The following is an 18,386-nucleotide window of genomic DNA, read 5'->3' as shown; positions in this document are numbered from 1 at the left end:
TATATCCTCCCGCAACACATCGTTGCCTATCATCAATAAATCCTATTTTGCCCCAATGTGTTGCAAGTTGTAAAGGGAGTCTTCCCGATTTTCACTGTTCCAGATAGATTTATGCAGTTTGGGGAACGATACCAGCCGGATCACTTTTCTTAGGAGCAGGGATCTTCGACGAAGGAATGAAATCACCCGCTTTAATTTCTGTATCCGATAACTGCCTAATTTCAGTTTGATAAAACTGTGGTGCTTTATCCCATTCCGCTTTGTCCATTATCAGAACGAACGAACCATCCTCCTTTGGCATAGAGATGCTATAAGGAACAGATGGATCAACAGATACGCCGATCGCTCGAGACCAATACAAAGCACCTTTAGCTGCACTACTTACCAATGTAGGTGGATGATCAATAATGATATTCCCTGTCGCGGGCAGAATAATATCTGTATTTACACTGGTTTCATCCGGAAAGCGATAAACTCTACCTTCTGGCAGTTGATAGCCGACTTCTCCAATATGAACCTGCAAGTACAAGTCTTCATCATCCTCAGGAGAATAATACAGCATATACTCCCCTTGATCATTCGTTGGCTCGGACTTGGACCAGCCTTCTCCATTGTCCCGAGTGAAGCTGACGATAGCCCCTTTTACTGGAGCCTCACTAGCATCTTTAACTGTTCCTTTGATCATATATTTATCAAGTGTGGTTTGAGGAAAGGAGTCCTCCACTTCCAATAATGCGCGCGCATGCACTTCCACCTGATTAGGATTATCTGCATCCGTTTTTACTTCTGTCACTTGAATCGGATAGAAGATGTCAACACGGCTAACGGAAGATTCCAAAGCATCATTGGATACTTTCCCTAAAGCTTTCCCTTCAATAGTTGCCTTCTCTACATTATTAATTTGAATCGGCAAGCTTTGTGGCAGGCTCCGATCCACCAGAATTTCAAATGCACCATTCTCATCTGTGGTCAATATCCGCTTACCTGTTATTCCGACTTCAGCCCCAACAACCGGCTTACCATCAAACAACACCTTCCCTTTGACAGGTACAACATGGGAATTGTCCATTTTCCATGTCACTACGGACAACGAGGATTGATCCATCTCTATAGCTAGCTTTGAAGCTGTAGCATCCGAAGCCGCGGTTGCGCTTTGCTCTATGTTGTTATTGTTGTTGCTCGAGCACCCAGCCACGATCATACTTGCTCCAAGCACACCTGTTAGCAACATTAGTGTCAGTCGTTTACGCATAACTTGATCCCCTTTTTGTTAAAACAAGACAGACCGCTGGCCTGTCTTGTTTTTGTTTATCATTACGTGCTCTTAGTTCGATCTTCTTGATTCAGCTCTACAGCTCTACACTTAATCGTGAGCTCCTTTTTCTACTTCATCAACCGGTGCTGTTCCTTGTGTTTTGTCTCCACCTAATGCAAAGACCATAACCTTCGGTTTGCTTCCGCCTGTTGTCAAAGCGATATACTCTTTACCATCTTGGGTAAAGATAGATGGAGCAGAACCAATGTTGTCTCCAATGGTTTGGAATTCCCAGATGATTTTACCTGCTTGGATATCGAGCGCACGGAATTTACCATTTAGCTCACCGTAGAAAGCAAGGCCTGTCGCTGTGCTTGTGAAGCCACCACGCATTTGTGCATCTGTATCGTATTGATAAGCAATTTTACCTGTATTCATGTCAATCGCTGTAACTGTACCATATGGTTTAATATCTGCAGGCGCTGCCGCAATTGTTGTACCGAACGGAGAAACCTTTTCTTGACCCTCTTTTTGAGCAACGGCAACGCTAGGAGCTTCAATGCCTGGAATCAAGACATAGTTGGACTGTGGATCATAAGTTTCTGGAGCATAGTTTTGTCCACCATAGATACCAGGGTAAACCAATACGCCTTCAGGAGTTGGATCTGGATGGGAAATCTTCTTAGCAAATTGAACGCCATCATAGATTCTTTCACCAGTAGCGGCATCAAGAGCCCACCATTGACCTGATTTACCGCCATGTACAACGACTTTACGTTCAGTTCCGTTGATTTTGGCTTTGATAAGCATAGGAGTCGATGCTGCATCATAATCCCACAGGTCATGGCTAATTTCTTGTTCAGCCCAAATCAATTTACCAGTTGCACCGTCAAGAGCAACAACGGAATCCGTGTAAGGGTTGGAGCCTGGACGATCTTCTCCATAGAAGTCAGGAGCTGGGTTCCCTGTACCGAAATAGATAATACCTGTCTCTTCATCTACCGTAATTGGACACCAGACAGCGCCACCGCCATTATAAATCGCATTTTTCAGCCAATCTTGACCTTTTGGTGGAACGACCCAGAACGGTTGGTCCCAAGCGGGAGTTAAATCACTTTTGTATGCCATAACGAATCCGCGTACGCCATTATCACCGCCGCTGCTTCCGATGTATAGATTGCCATTGTAATAAACAGGAGCAGTTGTCTCGTAATAGCCATTCTCAACAGTTACACCATCTACAGCATCAGAAATACTGACGATTTTGTTTGTTTTACCCGTTTTGGCATCAATGGAAATTAATCGGTTATCCAAAGTAAGCATGAATACTTGGCCCTCAGCTACTGCAACTCCGCGGTTTGCAACGATAACCAGGTTTTTAGAGTTTTCTTCTAGAATCGCATCTGGAGCCCAGTGCCACAATTCCTTACCACTTACAGCTTCAAAAGCGAATACGTGGTTTTTGGATGTTGATACATAGAGCACTCCATCAAGTACGACTGTAAAAGCTTGGTTACCATTGGCGATTTTCGGATCCAATTTCTTGAAGTCTGCCGACCAAATAACGCCAAGATCGTTAACATTTTCTTTCGTAATTTCCGTAAAAGGAACGTGACGCGTGCTCCCAAGGTCATAATGAACATTCGGAAAGTCTTCTGTATTTTTCACTTGTGGGGCATTGGAAGCGGATGGAGATGCCGAAGACGATGCTTCATTGTTATTGGAGTTGCTACATGCAGACAGAGCTAAGGTTGCCGCCAGCACTGCACTTGCAACTGCTAAAGGTTTTTTCACTAAAAATATTCCTCCCAAATGTAAACACTAGTTGTTGTACGATGAATCATTAAATATCCTTATCCGATTAATTTCCTTCTCTACTTGAGAATGAGAATGATACGAATAAGGGCATATTAGTTATGAAGAATTACCTACGCTGGACACGCATTAACTTACTACTAAGATAATTAACATTAAGGAATATACTCCTCAAATTTGATTAAGTCAATCTATTGTTAGCATTAACAACTTTGACAAAACAAACATTGAGGAGTAACATGTTTCATCGGACAGCTTAGCATCTTACTACTAAGACAAAGAGAAAACAGGAGGGTTTTACTTTTATGAAAAAAACAGGATTATATTTTGGTGTTGTTGCTCTGGCGGCCGTGCTTACTCTAAGCGCATGCGGAAATAACAATAACGGTAACAATAGTGCTTCTCCATCTGCTAGTGCTTCTCCATCTGCTAGCGCTCCAGCAAGCTCCCCATCAGCTAGCGCTCCTGCTGCAGGCGGCGGTGCAGTACAAGATGTAACAATCAATGCAAGCAACTGGAAATTTGATGTAACTGAAATCAAAGCTAAAGTGGGCGACACGATCAAGCTGACTTTGAAAAATACGGATGGCGTTCACGGAATTGCAGTCGAAGATCTAGGTGTTAAAGTTAAAAACGGAGAAACGGTAGAAATCAAATTAGATAAAGCCGGAACTTTCGAATATCACTGCTCCATCCAATGTGGTCAAGGCCATGACAATATGACTGGCTTGATCGTTGTCGAATAGATCAAACACAACACACAAAAAAGGATTGCAGGGTGTCTGTCTGGACACTCCCGCAATCCTTTTTGATGTGTAACCTCTATTCCACAGCTTCAACACCCTGACGAGTGTTAACTAATTTTCCGTAGATCTGATCTAAGTAAGCGATTTCTGCATCTGTAAGACAAGAAAACATAGAATCAAAAGCTTCATAACGGATCACATCCAGCTCAGTAAAAACAGCACGGCCTTCTTCACTGATTTCCAAGTAAACGGATCTACGATCCTTCTGCTCGTCGCGAGTTCTACGAATTAACCCTAGAGAAATTAGTTTATCGGCGATCGCTGTTATTCCACCGGAAGTAATAGAGAAATATTTAACTAAATCCTTAGATTGCTTCGGTCCCTCACGATACAAGCTGCTCAAAATCAAAAATTGTGGATATGATAAACCCGTTGTATTCCTATAATTCCATTCCGTTTCCCACATGCGCCGATGAATCGTGAATTTTTTAGAATAAGACACGAGAAGCTCGGTTCTATTCACTGTTCGGTATCACCTCTCGGAAAATCACTTCTATATGACCCCATTATATCGTGATATCCGGAGCATTCAAGCTATTTATTCGACAAAGTTCGCACTAGCCTCTGATAAATGCCTATGATAAGCCCCAACCATATCCCACTAGCCAAATATCCACCTAACACATCACTAGGATAATGGACGCCTAGGTAAATTCTACTTAATCCAATGCTAACAATGAATAATGATCCGGCTGCGATGAGAATAACACGCCCCCATTTGCTTCCCGTATGTCTCCACAGTAAATAAATGAGAACCACATAGAGTGCAAAAGCGACCATCGAATGTCCACTTGGGAAGCTATATCCCGTTTCCTCCGCTAATCTGTAAATATTTGGCCTATCCCTCTGGAAAATAGATTTAAGCACAGCGTTGAGCAGTGCTGCTCCTCCAATGGCGGTAATGAACAAAATTAATTCTTTACGATGACCTAGAACAAAAGTTAGGAATAAGAGGATCACAACGGCGAGCACGGTAACACCCATTGTTGAACCAAGCCAGCTAAAGGCTTCCATCACACGTGTAAAATTAGGATTCTCCCAGCCCTGAACTATAGAAATGACAGTTGCGTCCAAATCGGTAACACGCTCATACATGACGAGCAAGCTGACAACTAGGAATAAAATTAAAGCTAGTAATGAACAGATGTATGCTCCTCTTAGATGAAACTTCCCACTCACACGTTCAACCCCTTAACTTATTCAGACACATTAAGCTCAATTTTATCATATATAATCTCCAAATATATAGAAAGGCAATCCACAAGTTGAGTTTCAACTAGAGATTGCCATTGCCTTTGATTACACTGTAGCCCTACGAAGCAGCAAATACGATACACCTACATAGATCAGTGTACATATAAACAATCCACTTGAAAGCTCTATAACGGATATATCCCCAAACCAATCGAATATCGCATTCCATTTATGATAACTCGTAATCAAGTAAACACTAATGGTAAAAGCAATAGCCAATACAATAAAGAAGAAAAATAATCCATTACGTCCAAATCTACGATGAATACATGATATCGTAAAGCCTAAGAAGAACAAATGAATCATGAGCACAAACAATATCCACAACCGTTCCAACACGGGCCCATCCGTTAAATACTCGATATTAAAAAAGTGTAATTTCACTCCCCAATAATCCGTCTTCCTTTCGATATACCCTAACAAACATATCACTATAGCTGATAACGCACTGATGACCGTAATTGTCGTGGTTGTTCCGAGAAAATAATCCCTTCTCCTTACGCTGAAGCCGATGATAAAAGGAAACGTTTGAGCTACGCTTAATATTCCAATCACCATCATATAAATATAAATGGAAGCTAATCCCCCCGAGTAAATACTGTCTCCAATCAATTTGACGATAATCAAGTTAGTCACGAAACTAATAGAGAGGATCAACCACGGAAAGATGATCCATGACCACCTGTCAGCTAGATGCGTTCTTACTATGCCTAACACTCTATTCATCGTGTAGATCCTGCCTCTCTGTCGATTTTTCCGTTCGTTAGATGGACGACCATCTGTTGCAAGGATACAGGAGAAAGTTCCAATCCTAGTTTAGATGCTTGATCGCGATCTTTGACAGTAAGTTGACCCATGACAGTCGCAGAAACGAGTCCACCAAATTGTTCACGATGGATAACTTCCTTACCCGCGAGATATCCTTCCACCTTAGAAGACTCACCAGCAACGGTTGTTGCTCTACCACGTAAATCTTCTGCTTCTTCATTCAGAATCAACTTACCTTTATCGACAAGCAGGACATGCTCAAGTAATTGGCTCACTTCATCAATCAAATGCGTAGATAGGATAATCGTTCGCGGATGCTCTGCGTAATCCTCAAGTAATTTGTCATAGAATAAGCTTCTGGCAACAGCATCTAGACCCAAATATGGCTCATCAAAGATCGTTAATGGAGCTCGGCTTGCTATGCCTACAACAATTCCAACGGAAGAAAGCATCCCTCTGGATAGCTTCTTCACCCTGCGTTTCAGCGGGAGCTGGAATTGTGTGATGAGCGAATACGCCAGCTCCTGATCCCAATTCGGAAAGATCAATTGAGATACCTTCAAGACGTCCGAGACCCGAAAGTTATCTGGGTATCTCTGCCCCTCTTTAATGAAGCAAATCTGACTGAGCACCCGATTGTTCTCGTATGGCTCTTCCCCGAACACCTTAAGCTGGCCACTTGTTTTAAATAATTGCGCTGTGATCATATGCATAAGTGTCGTTTTACCCGCACCATTCCTACCTAATAAGCCATAGATCTTGCCTTCTTGTATCTTAAAGCTAACGTTATCCACGGCAGTTACTTTACCGTAAGTTTTTGTAAGTCCATTGATTTCAATGACGTTACTCATTAGGTTTTGTCCCCTCTCCGTATCATTTCAGATAGCTGATCCACTGTAATCCCCAGCTTCTCGGCTTCCCTAACCATTGTTACGATGTATTGCTCGTAAAAATGCTCCTTACGCTTCTCCATAATTTTCTCTCGAACACCAGAAGCTACGAACATGCCGATCCCTCGCTTTTTGTACAAAATTTCTTGATCTACGAGAAGATTCACACCCTTCATCACGGTTGCCGGATTAATCTGATAGAAGGCTGCGAATTGATTCGTTGAAGGGACTTGGGATTCCTCCGGTAAGCTTCCTTCAATAATGTCGTTCTCGATCCGTTCAGCGATTTGCACGAAAATAGGGCGGCTGTCGTCCATTGATATTGTCATGTTCTTACAACCCCCGGTTTTGTCAGTTAGTTGGTTAGTTAGTTGGTTAGTTACTCATGTAACTAACCATATAACCAAAGGTTAAATTTGTCAACACAAAATAGGACGTAATCCCAAAAATAGGGTTACGTCCTTACGTTATGAGTATTTATTACACTACTTAAGTTAGTTAACGGGTCTATTGTCCTCAATGTAATGGTCTGAAATGATGTTGTTAAGCTTCTTCCGAGCGGATACCTCGATGCTATGGTTATTAGGGAACTTTGCCCCTGCAAGTGCCATCGCTTCTTTAACCGTCAACTCCACTTTAACTGTATCGTCCCCTTGAGGAATTCGTACGCTTGTATTCAATGCAACTCACCTCTCCAATCGGATTAATTTAACTGTACTTCTAGACTACCCTAGATATGGATATGGTATGAACGAGGCTGCAGAAAAATGATATGATGTCATATATTTTTATTGATTTGGCGCTATTTTAATATAACACACCATGTTAGGTATAGCAAGGTTCAGCACACTAAAAACAACTCGAAATTCAATGTTAATTTTTCATCTAAAGGTGACTGATTCATCGTAATAATCGATGAGATTTACGATCCTCGCAATTTGCCCCGATTTTCGCTACAATATATAGCGACCTCTATAAAGGACGGATGCATCGATGGCAACAATTGAACCAAACACACACACACCCCTATTATGGGCAGACAAAAGATTTCATACATGGAATTATGAAATGCGTGAAACGTTCGGCACAAAAACCTTCAAGGTCATGCTGGATGCAGGCTTTACCTGTCCGAATCGTGACGGAAGTATCGCCGCGGGCGGCTGCACTTTCTGTAGCACAAGAGGCTCCGGGGATTTTGCCGGTAGCCGACGTAGCGACCTAGTATCGCAATTCAATGAAATCAGAGATCGTCAGCATCTGAAATGGCCAGAAGCCAAATATATTGGATACTTTCAGGCATACACGAACACGTATGCGCCGGTAGAAACTCTTCGTGAATACTACGAGGTCATTGTGGAACAACCAGGAGTTGTTGGATTATCTATTGCTACCCGGCCCGATTGCTTACCTGATGATGTTGTCGATTATTTAGCAGAGCTTAACGAACGAACTTATCTTTGGGTGGAAATGGGCTTACAAACGGTACATGAATCCACATCACAGCTCATTAATCGTGCCCACGACACCGATTGCTTTATCGATGCAGTTAATCGACTAAGAGCTAGAGGCATTCGTGTATGTGCCCATATTATTCACGGCTTACCTGGTGAAACGCGGGAGATGATGCTTGAAACTGTGCAAGCCGTTGCTCGAATGGATGTGCAGGGAATCAAGATTCACCTCCTTCATCTGATGCGCAAAACTCCGATGGTACGCCAATGGAAAGAAGGCTTGCTTCGTTTTCTTGATCAAGAGGAGTATGTTTCTCTTGTTGTCGACTCGCTTGAAATGCTTCCTCCAGATATGATCGTCCATCGATTAACGGGAGATGCACCAAGAGATTTGCTAATCGGACCGATGTGGAGCTTGCGTAAATGGGAAGTGCTCAATGCGATTGACGCTGAGCTGGTAAGGCGCAACAGCTGGCAAGGCAAAGTTTGGAAGGGCATATAAGATGGGCTTTCTCTCTGTATTGAGCCAAGCCCAGCGATGGGTTAAAGAGCGAGTTAAGCCTGGTGATATTGTCATTGACGCAACGGCAGGCAATGGCTCGGATACGCTTTTCCTAGCACGATCCGTTGGTCCAACGGGTTTCGTCTATGCATTCGATATTCAAGCCGAAGCTCTTGACAATACGCGAGGAAGACTACTCGCTGAAGCGGATTCCATTTCCCTCGCTTCCACCCAGTACATCCATGCTGGACACGAGACTATGGAGGATGCTGTCACCCCCGATGCGCACGGTAAGGTCGCAGCCATCATGTTTAATCTAGGCTACTTGCCTGGCGCATCTTCTTCCGTTATTACGCAGCCAACAACAACTTTGGTTGCCCTAGATTCGGCAGTACGATTGCTGCGCAAAGATGGCGTGCTTACCGTCGTTGTTTATCCCGGTCACGAGGGTGGCGAGACAGAAGCCGCAGCGGTAGAAGCCTGGTCAACAGGGCTTTCTCCTCAACTTGCGCAGTCCGTCATCTATAGATTTCCACAAAAGACAGCTTCACCTTATTTAATTGCCTTGAACAAAAGATAAGATCGACCAATCAATAATGAATTTAAAGACTGAATATACTTTAGGAGGATTTTACAAAATGAATTTACAACCCTATCCCTTGCATTTCAAGCCTGAATTTAAAGAAAGAGTATGGGGCGGCCGTGCGTTAGAGAAATTCGGATTTGACGTTCCCGCTGGTGTCATCGGAGAAGGCTGGATGATCGCAGATCATCCAAATGGCGTATCGCATGTAACGAATGGAACATTGGCTGGCAAAGGCCTTGATGAAATCCGTGAGCTAGTTGGAGAAAGCTGGTTCGGAACGAAAGGCTACAACTCAAGTAACGGACGTTTCCCGTTATTGATCAAGCTACTCGATTGCAATGATGACCTATCCATCCAAGTACATCCTAATGATCATTACGCAGGGCTTCCGAAAGGCGAAATCGGCAAAACAGAAATGTGGTACGTTCTCGACGCCAAACCAGATGCTAAAATTATTTACGGCCTAAAGCCGGGTGTAGATCGGACCGAAATGGCCAAAGCCATTGAAGAGGGTCGGATCATGGATAGCCTTCAAGAGGTATCCGTCAAAGCTGGCGATACGTTCTATATACCAGCGGGCACCGTGCATGCATTATGCGCTGGTGTTGTCGTTGCAGAAATCCAACAAAACTCAGATACAACTTACCGACTATACGATTACAATCGCCCAGGATTAGATGGTAAGCCTCGCGAATTGCATATCGAAGATTCCTTAAACGTTACTGCTTATGAGAATTCCGGAGCTGCCCGTATGGATACAGCTGGAGCGAAGCCTGGTGAGTGGCTTACTCTTGCTTCCTCCCCATACTTTAAGACAGACAAAGGTGTCGTTAACGGACAATGGACATTATCCACTTCTGCTGACAGCTTCATCATCGTCATCGTGTGCGATGGTTCTGGTAGCATTAGTTGGGAGAGCGGACTAGTGGATGCCAAAGCGGGTGACTGCTTCCTACTCCCTGCTAACTTAGGCAGCTATACGTTAGACGGCTCAATGACGGTACTTCGTAGCATGATTCCTTAAGAGGAATTCGACTGGAATTGTCGAATTAATGAGCATATAGTCAGATTAAAAGTTGTCGAAAGGACGGATTCATATGCGTAAAGGGCTAATTTTAGCAGGTTTAGGAGTCGGAGTATGGGCTGTGCCTACCCTCTTCTTTATTCTTTTCGGAGATTGGGTCGTACTCGAGGTTGGAGATGCTTATTTCGGTTCCTCTCTGTTTCTGCTTGAAATGCTTTCGTTCCTTCTGTTAATTGGTATTGCACTGGTTGTCAGACTTAGACTGCTGCCGGAGCGCGGATCGGCAACACATTTCGGATTCGTGGCTACTGCTATCGGGCTGTTCATCAATACGTTCTCGATTTGGTATCGGGATTCCGTTTTCCCTTCCTTTAGCGAAGGTCAACATCATGCTTACACGGTCTGGATGACATTGGCCTATGCTTTGACCTTGGTCGTACCCGCAGTCATCGACCGTCTAATTAGAGAACCCGTGAAAACTATTGTAGAAGATTCGGTACACCACACGAACGTGGATGATACCGATTCACCGGCTGTGGAAGAAAAGGGTTCTCCGCAATCTTCCGGACCTATCTCTTCATCTAATGAATAATAAAGATTATTAAACGCCCCATGTGGATCGCAAGCTCCTATGGGGCATTCTTTTATCAAATACAGACCTTCCCCATAGGAGGAAAAGATGGATGTCAGCATCAACCGAGCAGCATCGACGTGAGGCGCCGAAGAGCGTCTCATGCGCCATCATTACCGTGTCCGACACCCGTACTCCTGAGACGGATAAGAGCGGACAGCTCATTCGCCAACTGCTTGAGGAATGCAATCATTCGGTTGCGGAGTACGCGATTGTAGAAGATGATTACGAATGCATCGGCAAGCTGTTACGCGAAGCTGCGGAAAATCCGCGCGTCGAAGTCGTGCTGCTTAATGGTGGGACAGGCATCGCAGGCAGAGATACAACCTTCGAGGCGGTTCGCGATCAGTTGCACAAGGAAATGCCCGGCTTTGGTGAAATTTTCCGCTACTTAAGCTTCACCGAGGATATCGGCTCGGCCGCTATCTTGTCACGCGCAATCGCTGGCACGATTGGTACGACCGCCATCTTCTCTATGCCAGGCTCTACAGGAGCCGTTAAACTTGCAATGACCCGTTTAATCGTACCTGAGATTGGGCATGTGATGCGAGAGCTTTATAAGGATATCCCTCATGAGTGATCAGGAGTCAGTGACTGTATTTCCGCAAAGTCCGAAAATGAGAATACCCTTTCTCCATTTCCTTAGAAATTCGTACATGAACAAGGCTCCCCACATACGCTTTAGACATTCGTCCAAAGCGTATGCAGGGAGCCTTCTAATATTCGGAGTTACTTAAGAAGCTTCGACGTAATGAATTCCATCGCTTTACGGTTCTGATCGCCAGTGACCGCATGACCCGTGAACGGATACGGGACGATCGTCTTCTCCGACCGGACCCGATTATATGCCGCGTAGATCGTCTCCGGCATCGTCACAGGATCTTTAAGCCCCACCGTCACGAAGATCGGGATACGAATGCGGTGTGCCAGGTTCATAATATCGTAATAACTAAGCGTAGTGAGCACCGTTTCTAGATGCTCTGGAAATCTCTCGATGAACGATGCCGCTTCCGTTAACGAGCTGCTGGAGTTCAATATTCCGAAGTCCATGTAGCACATGTTCGGAATATGAGGGACCGCTATCGCCGGTTTATCGGACAAAGCCGCAGCGATCATCGCCAGCCCCCCACCCTGACTCCCACCCGAAGCGCAAATTCGGCTAGAGTCTATCTCAGGTTGCTCGCTGACCCAGTCCAATGCTTTGAGAGCGTCGATTGTAATCGCCTTATAATAACAAGTATCCCTATGTAAAATACCTTGAGTCACCCAGCCCCTCGTCGTTCCGAAATCTTGGTGAAGTAAATTCCCTGTTTCCCCCGCTTGACCCCGAATGTCGATTGCAAATACGGCCATTCCCATCAATAGATAAGAGGCGTAATCCTCTGGATACCCCTTGCTTCCCGTATAACCATGATACAGAACAACACAAGGAAGCTTCTCCTTCTTATCACGTGGGAAACTAGGGAGCAAGAACCACCCGTGTATCGGGGTCGCATCGAAGCCTTCATATACAACCTTATAAACTTCCATGTAAGTAAACGGTGTCTCTACGAAAATTCTCTTTGAATTCAATGGTTTAGTGGCGAATTGCGCTAGTGTACTATCCCAGTATTCGTCGATGTCTGTTTGAGCCGTTAAAGGTGGAGACAACTGCTCAAGCTCTTCAATCCTTCTAGAAATAGCATGGTTCATTTCATTAATCGACTCCTTGAATAATCAAATTTCGCAACCTATGTCTTCCTTTATTAGGATGCAAGCTTCCGGATACTCTCTACAATACCACGAGTCTTATGCATAGAGAGCCCTTAGGAAAAATATCCCTAAGGGCTCTTCTTTTGGCCTAGCTTATTTTAAAATAAGTTCAATACGCGCCAGTTCATCCGCTGAGAAATCCAAACGCTTCAGCATCTCAACGTTATCATCCAATTGGCTAACCTTACTTGCACCGACCAAGACGCTGGTTACACGTTCGCCGCGAAGCACCCAAGCGAGAGCCATTTGAGCAAGAGATTGCCCACGTTCCACTGCAATATCATTTAAGCTGCGTACTTTGTCCAGTCTTTCGGGAGTAATATTACCTTCACTCAAGAACACAGAGGCTCCTGCAGCACGTGAATCTTTCGGAATTCCACCCAAATACTTATTCGTAAGCAGACCTTGCTCCAAAGGTGAGAACACAATAGAACCGACTCCACCTTCTTCTAGTACATCCTGCAAGCCGTCCTCAATCCAACGATCAAACATACTATAACGAGGTTGGTGAATAAGGAGAGGCGTACCCAGCTGCTTCAGGATCTTAATCGCCTCTTTGGCCTCAGGAGCACGATAGTTGGAAATCCCAACATAAAGAGCTTTACCCGAACGAACAATTTGATCCAATGCCATCATTGTTTCTTCAAGAGGGGTTTCCGGATCTGGGCGATGGTGGTAGAAAATATCCACATAATCGAGTCCCATCCGTGTCAAACTCTGATCAAGGCTAGAAATCAAATATTTACGTGAACCAAAGTCACCATATGGACCATCCCACATGCCATAACCCGCTTTGGTTGAGATCACCATTTCATCACGATAAGGCTTCATATCCGTCGCAAGCAGCCTGCCGAACATTTCTTCAGCTGAGCCAGGAGGCGGTCCGTAGTTGTTCGCTAAATCGAAATGAGTAATTCCCAAATCAAAAGCATGACGGACTAGCGCACGGCCATTCTCGAAAGTATCAATACCTCCGAAATTATGCCACAACCCCAATGATACCGCAGGTATTTTTAATCCAGAACGCCCAACACGATTGTATTTCATCGTTGCATAACGATCAGAGCTAGCTTGATATACCATGGCTCGGTCACCTCTTGTCTCTTATTTAACTGCCACTCGCCCGTCAGGCTGCGGCAGTGCCACCAATTGCGGTCCAGCTTCTTCTCCTGAATAGAGGAACACAAGTACTGACGGATTCGAACGATCCACTCGCCCTTCCTCTACCCACACTCCGTAATCGAAAGGAAGGCGATCCAGCGTCCCCTTCTTCTGTAGCTCTCGATCATCCATACCTAGCTTCTCAGCTGCATATTTCAGACCCGCAGTCCAATCCTTCTTCTCCAGTCGATCTTCCCACCAGAGCTTACGCGGTTTGTATTTATGCTGCAAATAATAGTCGATCTTCAATAATCCGAAAGCCACGTCTTTATCCAGCTCCGGTCTGGCATCCTCTTCAAGAAACGCCCATAACCGAGAGAACAAATCTTCAAGCTGATGACCAATTCGGCTCCAGCCTCTCGCTTCCCAGAAGTCTCCAAAGGCTTGGAAAAAATCAAATGGGGACGGGTAAGCTTTCTCGATTAAATACTCCATGGTCCGATCCATCCGATGAGCGTTCCAGAACTTCTCCAGCACATCCTCGACTCTCTTAATGCGCACGATTTCGGCGAAAGGCATCAAATCGTTGCCGAGCATCTCGTATGGAGCACGTTCGGAATACACATATCCATATTTCTCAGCATCAATACGTAAACCCGTTCCCCGCAGCATTTTCAAGAAGCCAAGCTGCAATTCTTCTGGTCTCAGCGCGAACACATCGTTAAATGTTTTGCGGAACGTATCATAGTCTTCATGCGGTAAGCCGGCAATTAAATCGAGATGCTGGTCGATCTTACCGCTTTCCTTCACCTTCACGACCGTACGGCTTAGCTTCGTGAAATTTTGGCGGCGTTGCACAGCGAGATTCGTTGGATCATTCGTCGATTGTACGCCAATCTCAAACCGGAATACCCCTGGCGGCGCATTCTCCGCTAGGAAATCGAGCACCTCAGGTCTCATGATATCCGCAGTAATCTCGAATTGAAACACACAGCCCCGATGATTGTCGATCAAGAACTGGAACACTTCCATTGCGTAATCCCGTTTAATGTTAAAGGTTCGATCTACGAATTTGATCAGCTTAGCCCCGTTGTCAATCAAGTACGTAATTTCAGCTTTGACCCACTCTATATCAAAGTACCGTACTCCAACCTCAATACTAGATAAACAAAATTGACAGCTAAACGGACAGCCACGGCTTGTCTCGAAATAGACAACCCGGTTGCGCATCGAGGGGATGTCCAGATCGAATCGATAGGGTGAAGGAATTACATTCAAATCCAGCTTCGGACGTGGTGGAGTGATGACAACTTCTCCATCCTTGCGGTAGGCCATCCCGAACACAAAATGGTACTTCTGTTCGCCTGCAATTTGCCGTAGCAGATCTCGGAAGGTTTCCTCCCCTTCGCCCATGACGATGAAGTCAACGGATGACAAGCGCTTCATCCAATAATCAGTATCATAAGATACTTCTGGGCCTCCGAGCATAATCTTCACATTCGGTAGCACCTTACGGAGCATATCTACGATGACTATCGTTTCTTCAATGTTCCAAATGTAACAAGAGAAGCCAATGACGTCTGGCTTCTTAGAGAATAGGTCAGCAGCTATTCCCATCGCGGGATCTTTTATCGTATATTCGGCAATATCTACTTCAAACTCGTCCTGAGCGAATGACTTCAAATATCTCAGGGCGAGCGAGGTATGAATGAACTTGGCATTCAACGTCGCAAGAACGACTTTCATGGCGTATTCCTCTTTCGGTGTAAGGCATCTCCTTTATTGTAACGGAAAATGTCCTCGGAGGAAACCTCTAGTAAACACGCGTTTATTGAAGACAATGAAAAAACCGGAATACGAGTGCACTCCGGTCATTTCTCTTTATTTTACACTTCAAATCCGTCATTCTTGATCACGTCTTGTATGAAATAATAGCTGTCCTTCGGATGGCGTTCTAGCGTCTCATAATTCGTATAAACGATACCGAAGCGCTTGCGGTAGCCTTCTGCCCACTCGAAATTATCAAGCAACGACCACGCGAAGTAACCTTTAAGCGGCACTCCTGACTCAATAAGACGGTGACATTGGATAAAATGCTTCCGGAAATACTCTGTACGAAGAACATCCTGTACTCGGTTGTCCTCCGTCAATGAATCCTCGTAGCAAGCTCCATTTTCGGTAATGTAAATCGGTGTGTCGCCGTATTCTTCATGTGCCCACTTCAGTACCTTATACAACCCGTCTGCATAGACATTCCAGTCCATATAGGTCTTGTCAAAGCCAATTTGAACCTCTTCGCAGTCGAATAATCCCTCATCCTTCTTGTAACGTCCGAACCCACCGCTGTAGAAGTTAACACCAATGAAATCGATTTTCTGTGAAATTGACTCCATGTCTCCGGGCAGAATCGGAATCGTCGCTCCTTTGCTCTTAAACCAGTCCACCATAAATTGCGGGTAAGTCCCTTTGAAAGTGGGCTCCATAAACCATTCGTTATTGTATGCCCGATTCCGATGAGCTGCGGCTACATCTTCTGGGGAATTAGAATAGGGCTCAAACCAGTACAGATTGTGCGTCGTACCGATCTCTCCTTGGATACCTAGCTCACGGAATTTCTTAACCGCTTCGCCATGGGCAACCATGCAGTTGTGAGCTACGTTAATGGCCAATTGAAGATCTGTGTTTCCTGGTGCATGGGCACCAATGTAGTTGGACAGGAACGAGACACACCACGTTTCGTTGAAGGTGATCCATTGCTTGATTTTACCGTCAAAGGCTTTGAATATCACCTCGGAATACTTCACGAAAGCATCGATCGTATCGCGATCGTCCCAGCCGCCCTTATCCTGTAGCGCTTGCGGTAAATCCCAATGGTATAAAGTGACGCAAGGCTCTATGCCTGCTGCGATGAGCGCATCGACGACTTTACGGTAATAATCTAGGCCCTTCTCGTTGACTTCCCCCGTACCTTGTGGGAAAATGCGTGGCCATGCGATAGAGAAACGGTAAGCCTTTACGCCCAGCTTCTTCAACAGAGCTACATCTTCTTCATAACGATGGTAGCTATCACAAGCGACGTCGCCATTGTCATTATTGAACACTTTACCAGGGGTCTTGGAAAAGGTATCCCATATTGAAGGTCCACGTCCATCCTCTTCATAAGCTCCTTCAATCTGATACGAGGCCGTAGCCGTCCCCCAAACAAAATCCTTAGGAAAATCTATTCTAGCCAATGCTAATCCCTCCAAAAAGTGAAATGACAGAAAACGGTTTCTAAGCTTAAGAATTCGCTAGAAACCGTTTAACTCCTGCTATGCGATTTTGGCATTTCTATATCTATTTCTTACTGGAGGGAAGCTTTGAATGGGCGGATGACTTGAGTTGTTCGCGGAATTGTTTCATAGCTGGTATGTCCGTTTGTGTTCCCTTTACGTCTTTGATGAACACTGCGTCCTTGGAGTCCTTCAGCAGTCCAAGAAATTGCTCCGTCAATTGTCCCGTAATCGTCTTTGTATGGGATTCGACCATTTGCTCGTATTGTTTTTTGACATCTGGCAGAAGGGTGAAGGTTTCATAATCAAAGATTGGCGTATTGTCGAGCCCGATCAAATACATGCTCAAGTAGTTCATGAACTGATTCTCAACCTTAATTCTTTCTGGAGAATCAGGGAATGTGACCACATAGCTTTCTGCCGCGAGCGTTCGAGATGCCAACTCGTCCCATGTAATGACAAGCCCTCCATCGCTAGCCGTTGCTTGGTCTGATTCCGTTGCCATAAGATTAAGATAAGCTCCCATCTCCGTTGTTACTTTATCGCTATAGGATAGCATCTTATCGTAATCTACAATTGGGAAAATAAAGCCTTCCGCAGTAACCAGCTTGTATCCTCCTGCTAATGTTTGTTCGGCAAGCTCACGTATCGTCTCCTCTTTGATCTCTGAGATTTGCGCTGACGTAATCGGCCAATCTAATGCAGCCAGCTTCTCTTGTATATTAGAGGATTCGAACTTCTTCCCCATTTCGGGCAAGTTCTTCTCGTAATAGGATTCTAAAGTACGGACCAACTCATCTGCTTGAGCAGGCTGCACCGCTTCAATGTGCTGTTTAAAAGAAGCCATCAATTCATCCGCAGATGGACTAGCAAGTGCTTGAGCCTGGAATTGCTTCAATATCAATTCATTAGACTCCACGCCAGGTGTCGCTGACGAAGTTTCGGTCGGTTCAGGAGCAATCGTAGCGGATGGAGAAGATGAGGCAGAAGGATTCTCGGAGTCGGTAATTTTGGCACCACAGCCGCTTAAAACAATAGAAAAAACAAGAATAGAACCAATAAGAGTCATACGATAATTCATTACAAGTACCCTCCCAGTAGGCGACCGGCCTGTTTACAGGCTTATATGTAACGGTCGGATAATACATCCTATCTCTAACAACGACTTACAATCGCTTTAGGTTGCATAATAAATACCAAGCTTATCCATTGAAACAGCTCATAAATAGCTGCCTCTCGACAACATAGCAAAGAGACCCGAGAGAGGCCACTTTTGTCA

Annotated in this window: 19 protein-coding genes; 6 read left to right on the top strand and 13 right to left on the bottom strand. The window is 44.8% G+C overall.

Going from position 1 to position 18,386, the window contains the following annotated elements:
* Positions 1–109 precede the first annotated feature (109 nt).
* The gene (locus M1K58_RS20575; protein ID WP_256760765.1) at positions 110–1,252 is read right to left on the bottom strand and encodes a hypothetical protein; all 1,143 of its coding nucleotides are present in this window, start codon (positions 1,250–1,252) and stop codon (positions 110–112) included.
* Positions 1,253–1,363: 111 nt separating this feature from the next.
* Positions 1,364–3,049 carry a pyrroloquinoline quinone-dependent dehydrogenase gene (locus M1K58_RS20570; RefSeq protein WP_256760764.1) on the bottom strand — a complete coding sequence of 562 codons (1,686 nt, stop codon included), beginning with the start codon at positions 3,047–3,049 and terminating at the stop codon, positions 1,364–1,366.
* A 326-nt stretch (positions 3,050–3,375) separates the two neighbouring features.
* Here M1K58_RS20570 and M1K58_RS20565 point away from each other — a divergent pair, with 326 nt between their 5' ends.
* Positions 3,376–3,816, top strand: coding sequence for a cupredoxin domain-containing protein (locus M1K58_RS20565; protein WP_256760763.1), 441 nt, complete (start codon positions 3,376–3,378; stop codon positions 3,814–3,816).
* Positions 3,817–3,892: 76 nt separating this feature from the next.
* Here the strand turns inward: M1K58_RS20565 and M1K58_RS20560 are convergent, their stop codons facing one another.
* The 6 genes from M1K58_RS20560 to M1K58_RS20535 form a co-directional block, all read right to left on the bottom strand.
* Complete coding sequence (locus M1K58_RS20560; protein ID WP_256760762.1) at positions 3,893–4,339, bottom strand: MarR family transcriptional regulator; 447 nt, start codon at positions 4,337–4,339, stop codon at positions 3,893–3,895.
* Positions 4,340–4,410: 71 nt separating this feature from the next.
* The gene (locus M1K58_RS20555) at positions 4,411–5,055 is read right to left on the bottom strand and encodes a phosphatase PAP2 family protein (protein ID WP_256760761.1); all 645 of its coding nucleotides are present in this window, start codon (positions 5,053–5,055) and stop codon (positions 4,411–4,413) included.
* A 120-nt stretch (positions 5,056–5,175) separates the two neighbouring features.
* Positions 5,176–5,856, bottom strand: coding sequence for a hypothetical protein (locus M1K58_RS20550; protein ID WP_256760760.1), 681 nt, complete (start codon positions 5,854–5,856; stop codon positions 5,176–5,178).
* Positions 5,853–6,749 carry an ABC transporter ATP-binding protein gene (locus M1K58_RS20545; RefSeq protein ID WP_256760759.1) on the bottom strand — a complete coding sequence of 299 codons (897 nt, stop codon included), beginning with the start codon at positions 6,747–6,749 and terminating at the stop codon, positions 5,853–5,855. Before M1K58_RS20545 ends, M1K58_RS20550 begins: the two co-directional genes overlap by 4 nt.
* Entirely contained in the window at positions 6,749–7,117 is a 369-nt protein-coding gene (locus M1K58_RS20540) for a GntR family transcriptional regulator (RefSeq protein WP_256760758.1), read from the bottom strand. The genes M1K58_RS20545 and M1K58_RS20540 overlap by 1 nt, the downstream gene beginning before the upstream one ends.
* A gap of 165 nt (positions 7,118–7,282) precedes the next feature.
* Positions 7,283–7,468 carry a hypothetical protein gene (locus tag M1K58_RS20535; protein WP_256760757.1) on the bottom strand — a complete coding sequence of 62 codons (186 nt, stop codon included), beginning with the start codon at positions 7,466–7,468 and terminating at the stop codon, positions 7,283–7,285.
* A 313-nt stretch (positions 7,469–7,781) separates the two neighbouring features.
* Here M1K58_RS20535 and mnmL point away from each other — a divergent pair, with 313 nt between their 5' ends.
* From mnmL to M1K58_RS20510, 5 genes are all read left to right on the top strand, one after another.
* The gene (gene mnmL, locus M1K58_RS20530; protein ID WP_256760756.1) at positions 7,782–8,741 is read left to right on the top strand and encodes a tRNA modification radical SAM protein MnmL/YtqA; all 960 of its coding nucleotides are present in this window, start codon (positions 7,782–7,784) and stop codon (positions 8,739–8,741) included.
* A gap of 1 nt (position 8,742) precedes the next feature.
* Positions 8,743–9,321, top strand: a complete 579-nt coding sequence (mnmM, locus tag M1K58_RS20525; protein WP_256760755.1) for a tRNA 5-(aminomethyl)-2-thiouridylate-methyltransferase MnmM — start codon at positions 8,743–8,745, stop codon at positions 9,319–9,321.
* A gap of 58 nt (positions 9,322–9,379) precedes the next feature.
* Entirely contained in the window at positions 9,380–10,351 is a 972-nt protein-coding gene (locus M1K58_RS20520; protein ID WP_256760754.1) for a type I phosphomannose isomerase catalytic subunit, read from the top strand.
* A 73-nt stretch (positions 10,352–10,424) separates the two neighbouring features.
* Complete coding sequence (locus tag M1K58_RS20515; RefSeq protein WP_256760753.1) at positions 10,425–10,943, top strand: hypothetical protein; 519 nt, start codon at positions 10,425–10,427, stop codon at positions 10,941–10,943.
* A 91-nt stretch (positions 10,944–11,034) separates the two neighbouring features.
* Positions 11,035–11,562 carry a MogA/MoaB family molybdenum cofactor biosynthesis protein gene (locus tag M1K58_RS20510; protein ID WP_256760752.1) on the top strand — a complete coding sequence of 176 codons (528 nt, stop codon included), beginning with the start codon at positions 11,035–11,037 and terminating at the stop codon, positions 11,560–11,562.
* A gap of 149 nt (positions 11,563–11,711) precedes the next feature.
* Here M1K58_RS20510 and M1K58_RS20505 read toward each other — a convergent pair whose 3' ends face one another.
* From M1K58_RS20505 to M1K58_RS20485, 5 genes are all read right to left on the bottom strand, one after another.
* Positions 11,712–12,674, bottom strand: a complete 963-nt coding sequence (locus tag M1K58_RS20505) for an acetylxylan esterase (RefSeq protein WP_256760751.1) — start codon at positions 12,672–12,674, stop codon at positions 11,712–11,714.
* A gap of 153 nt (positions 12,675–12,827) precedes the next feature.
* Positions 12,828–13,817, bottom strand: coding sequence for an L-glyceraldehyde 3-phosphate reductase (gene mgrA, locus M1K58_RS20500; protein ID WP_256760750.1), 990 nt, complete (start codon positions 13,815–13,817; stop codon positions 12,828–12,830).
* A 21-nt stretch (positions 13,818–13,838) separates the two neighbouring features.
* The gene (locus tag M1K58_RS20495; protein ID WP_256760749.1) at positions 13,839–15,581 is read right to left on the bottom strand and encodes a B12-binding domain-containing radical SAM protein; all 1,743 of its coding nucleotides are present in this window, start codon (positions 15,579–15,581) and stop codon (positions 13,839–13,841) included.
* 140 nt (positions 15,582–15,721) lie between these two features.
* Positions 15,722–17,068 carry a GH1 family beta-glucosidase gene (locus tag M1K58_RS20490; protein ID WP_256760748.1) on the bottom strand — a complete coding sequence of 449 codons (1,347 nt, stop codon included), beginning with the start codon at positions 17,066–17,068 and terminating at the stop codon, positions 15,722–15,724.
* A 103-nt stretch (positions 17,069–17,171) separates the two neighbouring features.
* On the bottom strand, positions 17,172–18,188 hold the full coding sequence (locus M1K58_RS20485) for a hypothetical protein (RefSeq protein WP_256760747.1): 1,017 nt from the start codon (positions 18,186–18,188) through the stop codon (positions 17,172–17,174).
* Between the last annotated feature and the right edge of the window lie 198 nt (positions 18,189–18,386).

The sequence above is a fragment of the Cohnella sp. WQ 127256 genome (assembly GCF_024519285.1).
Taxonomy (GTDB): domain Bacteria; phylum Bacillota; class Bacilli; order Paenibacillales; family Paenibacillaceae; genus Cohnella.
The sequence above is the reverse complement of the archived record's forward strand: the minus strand, read 5'-3'. Positions and strand labels throughout refer to the sequence as shown.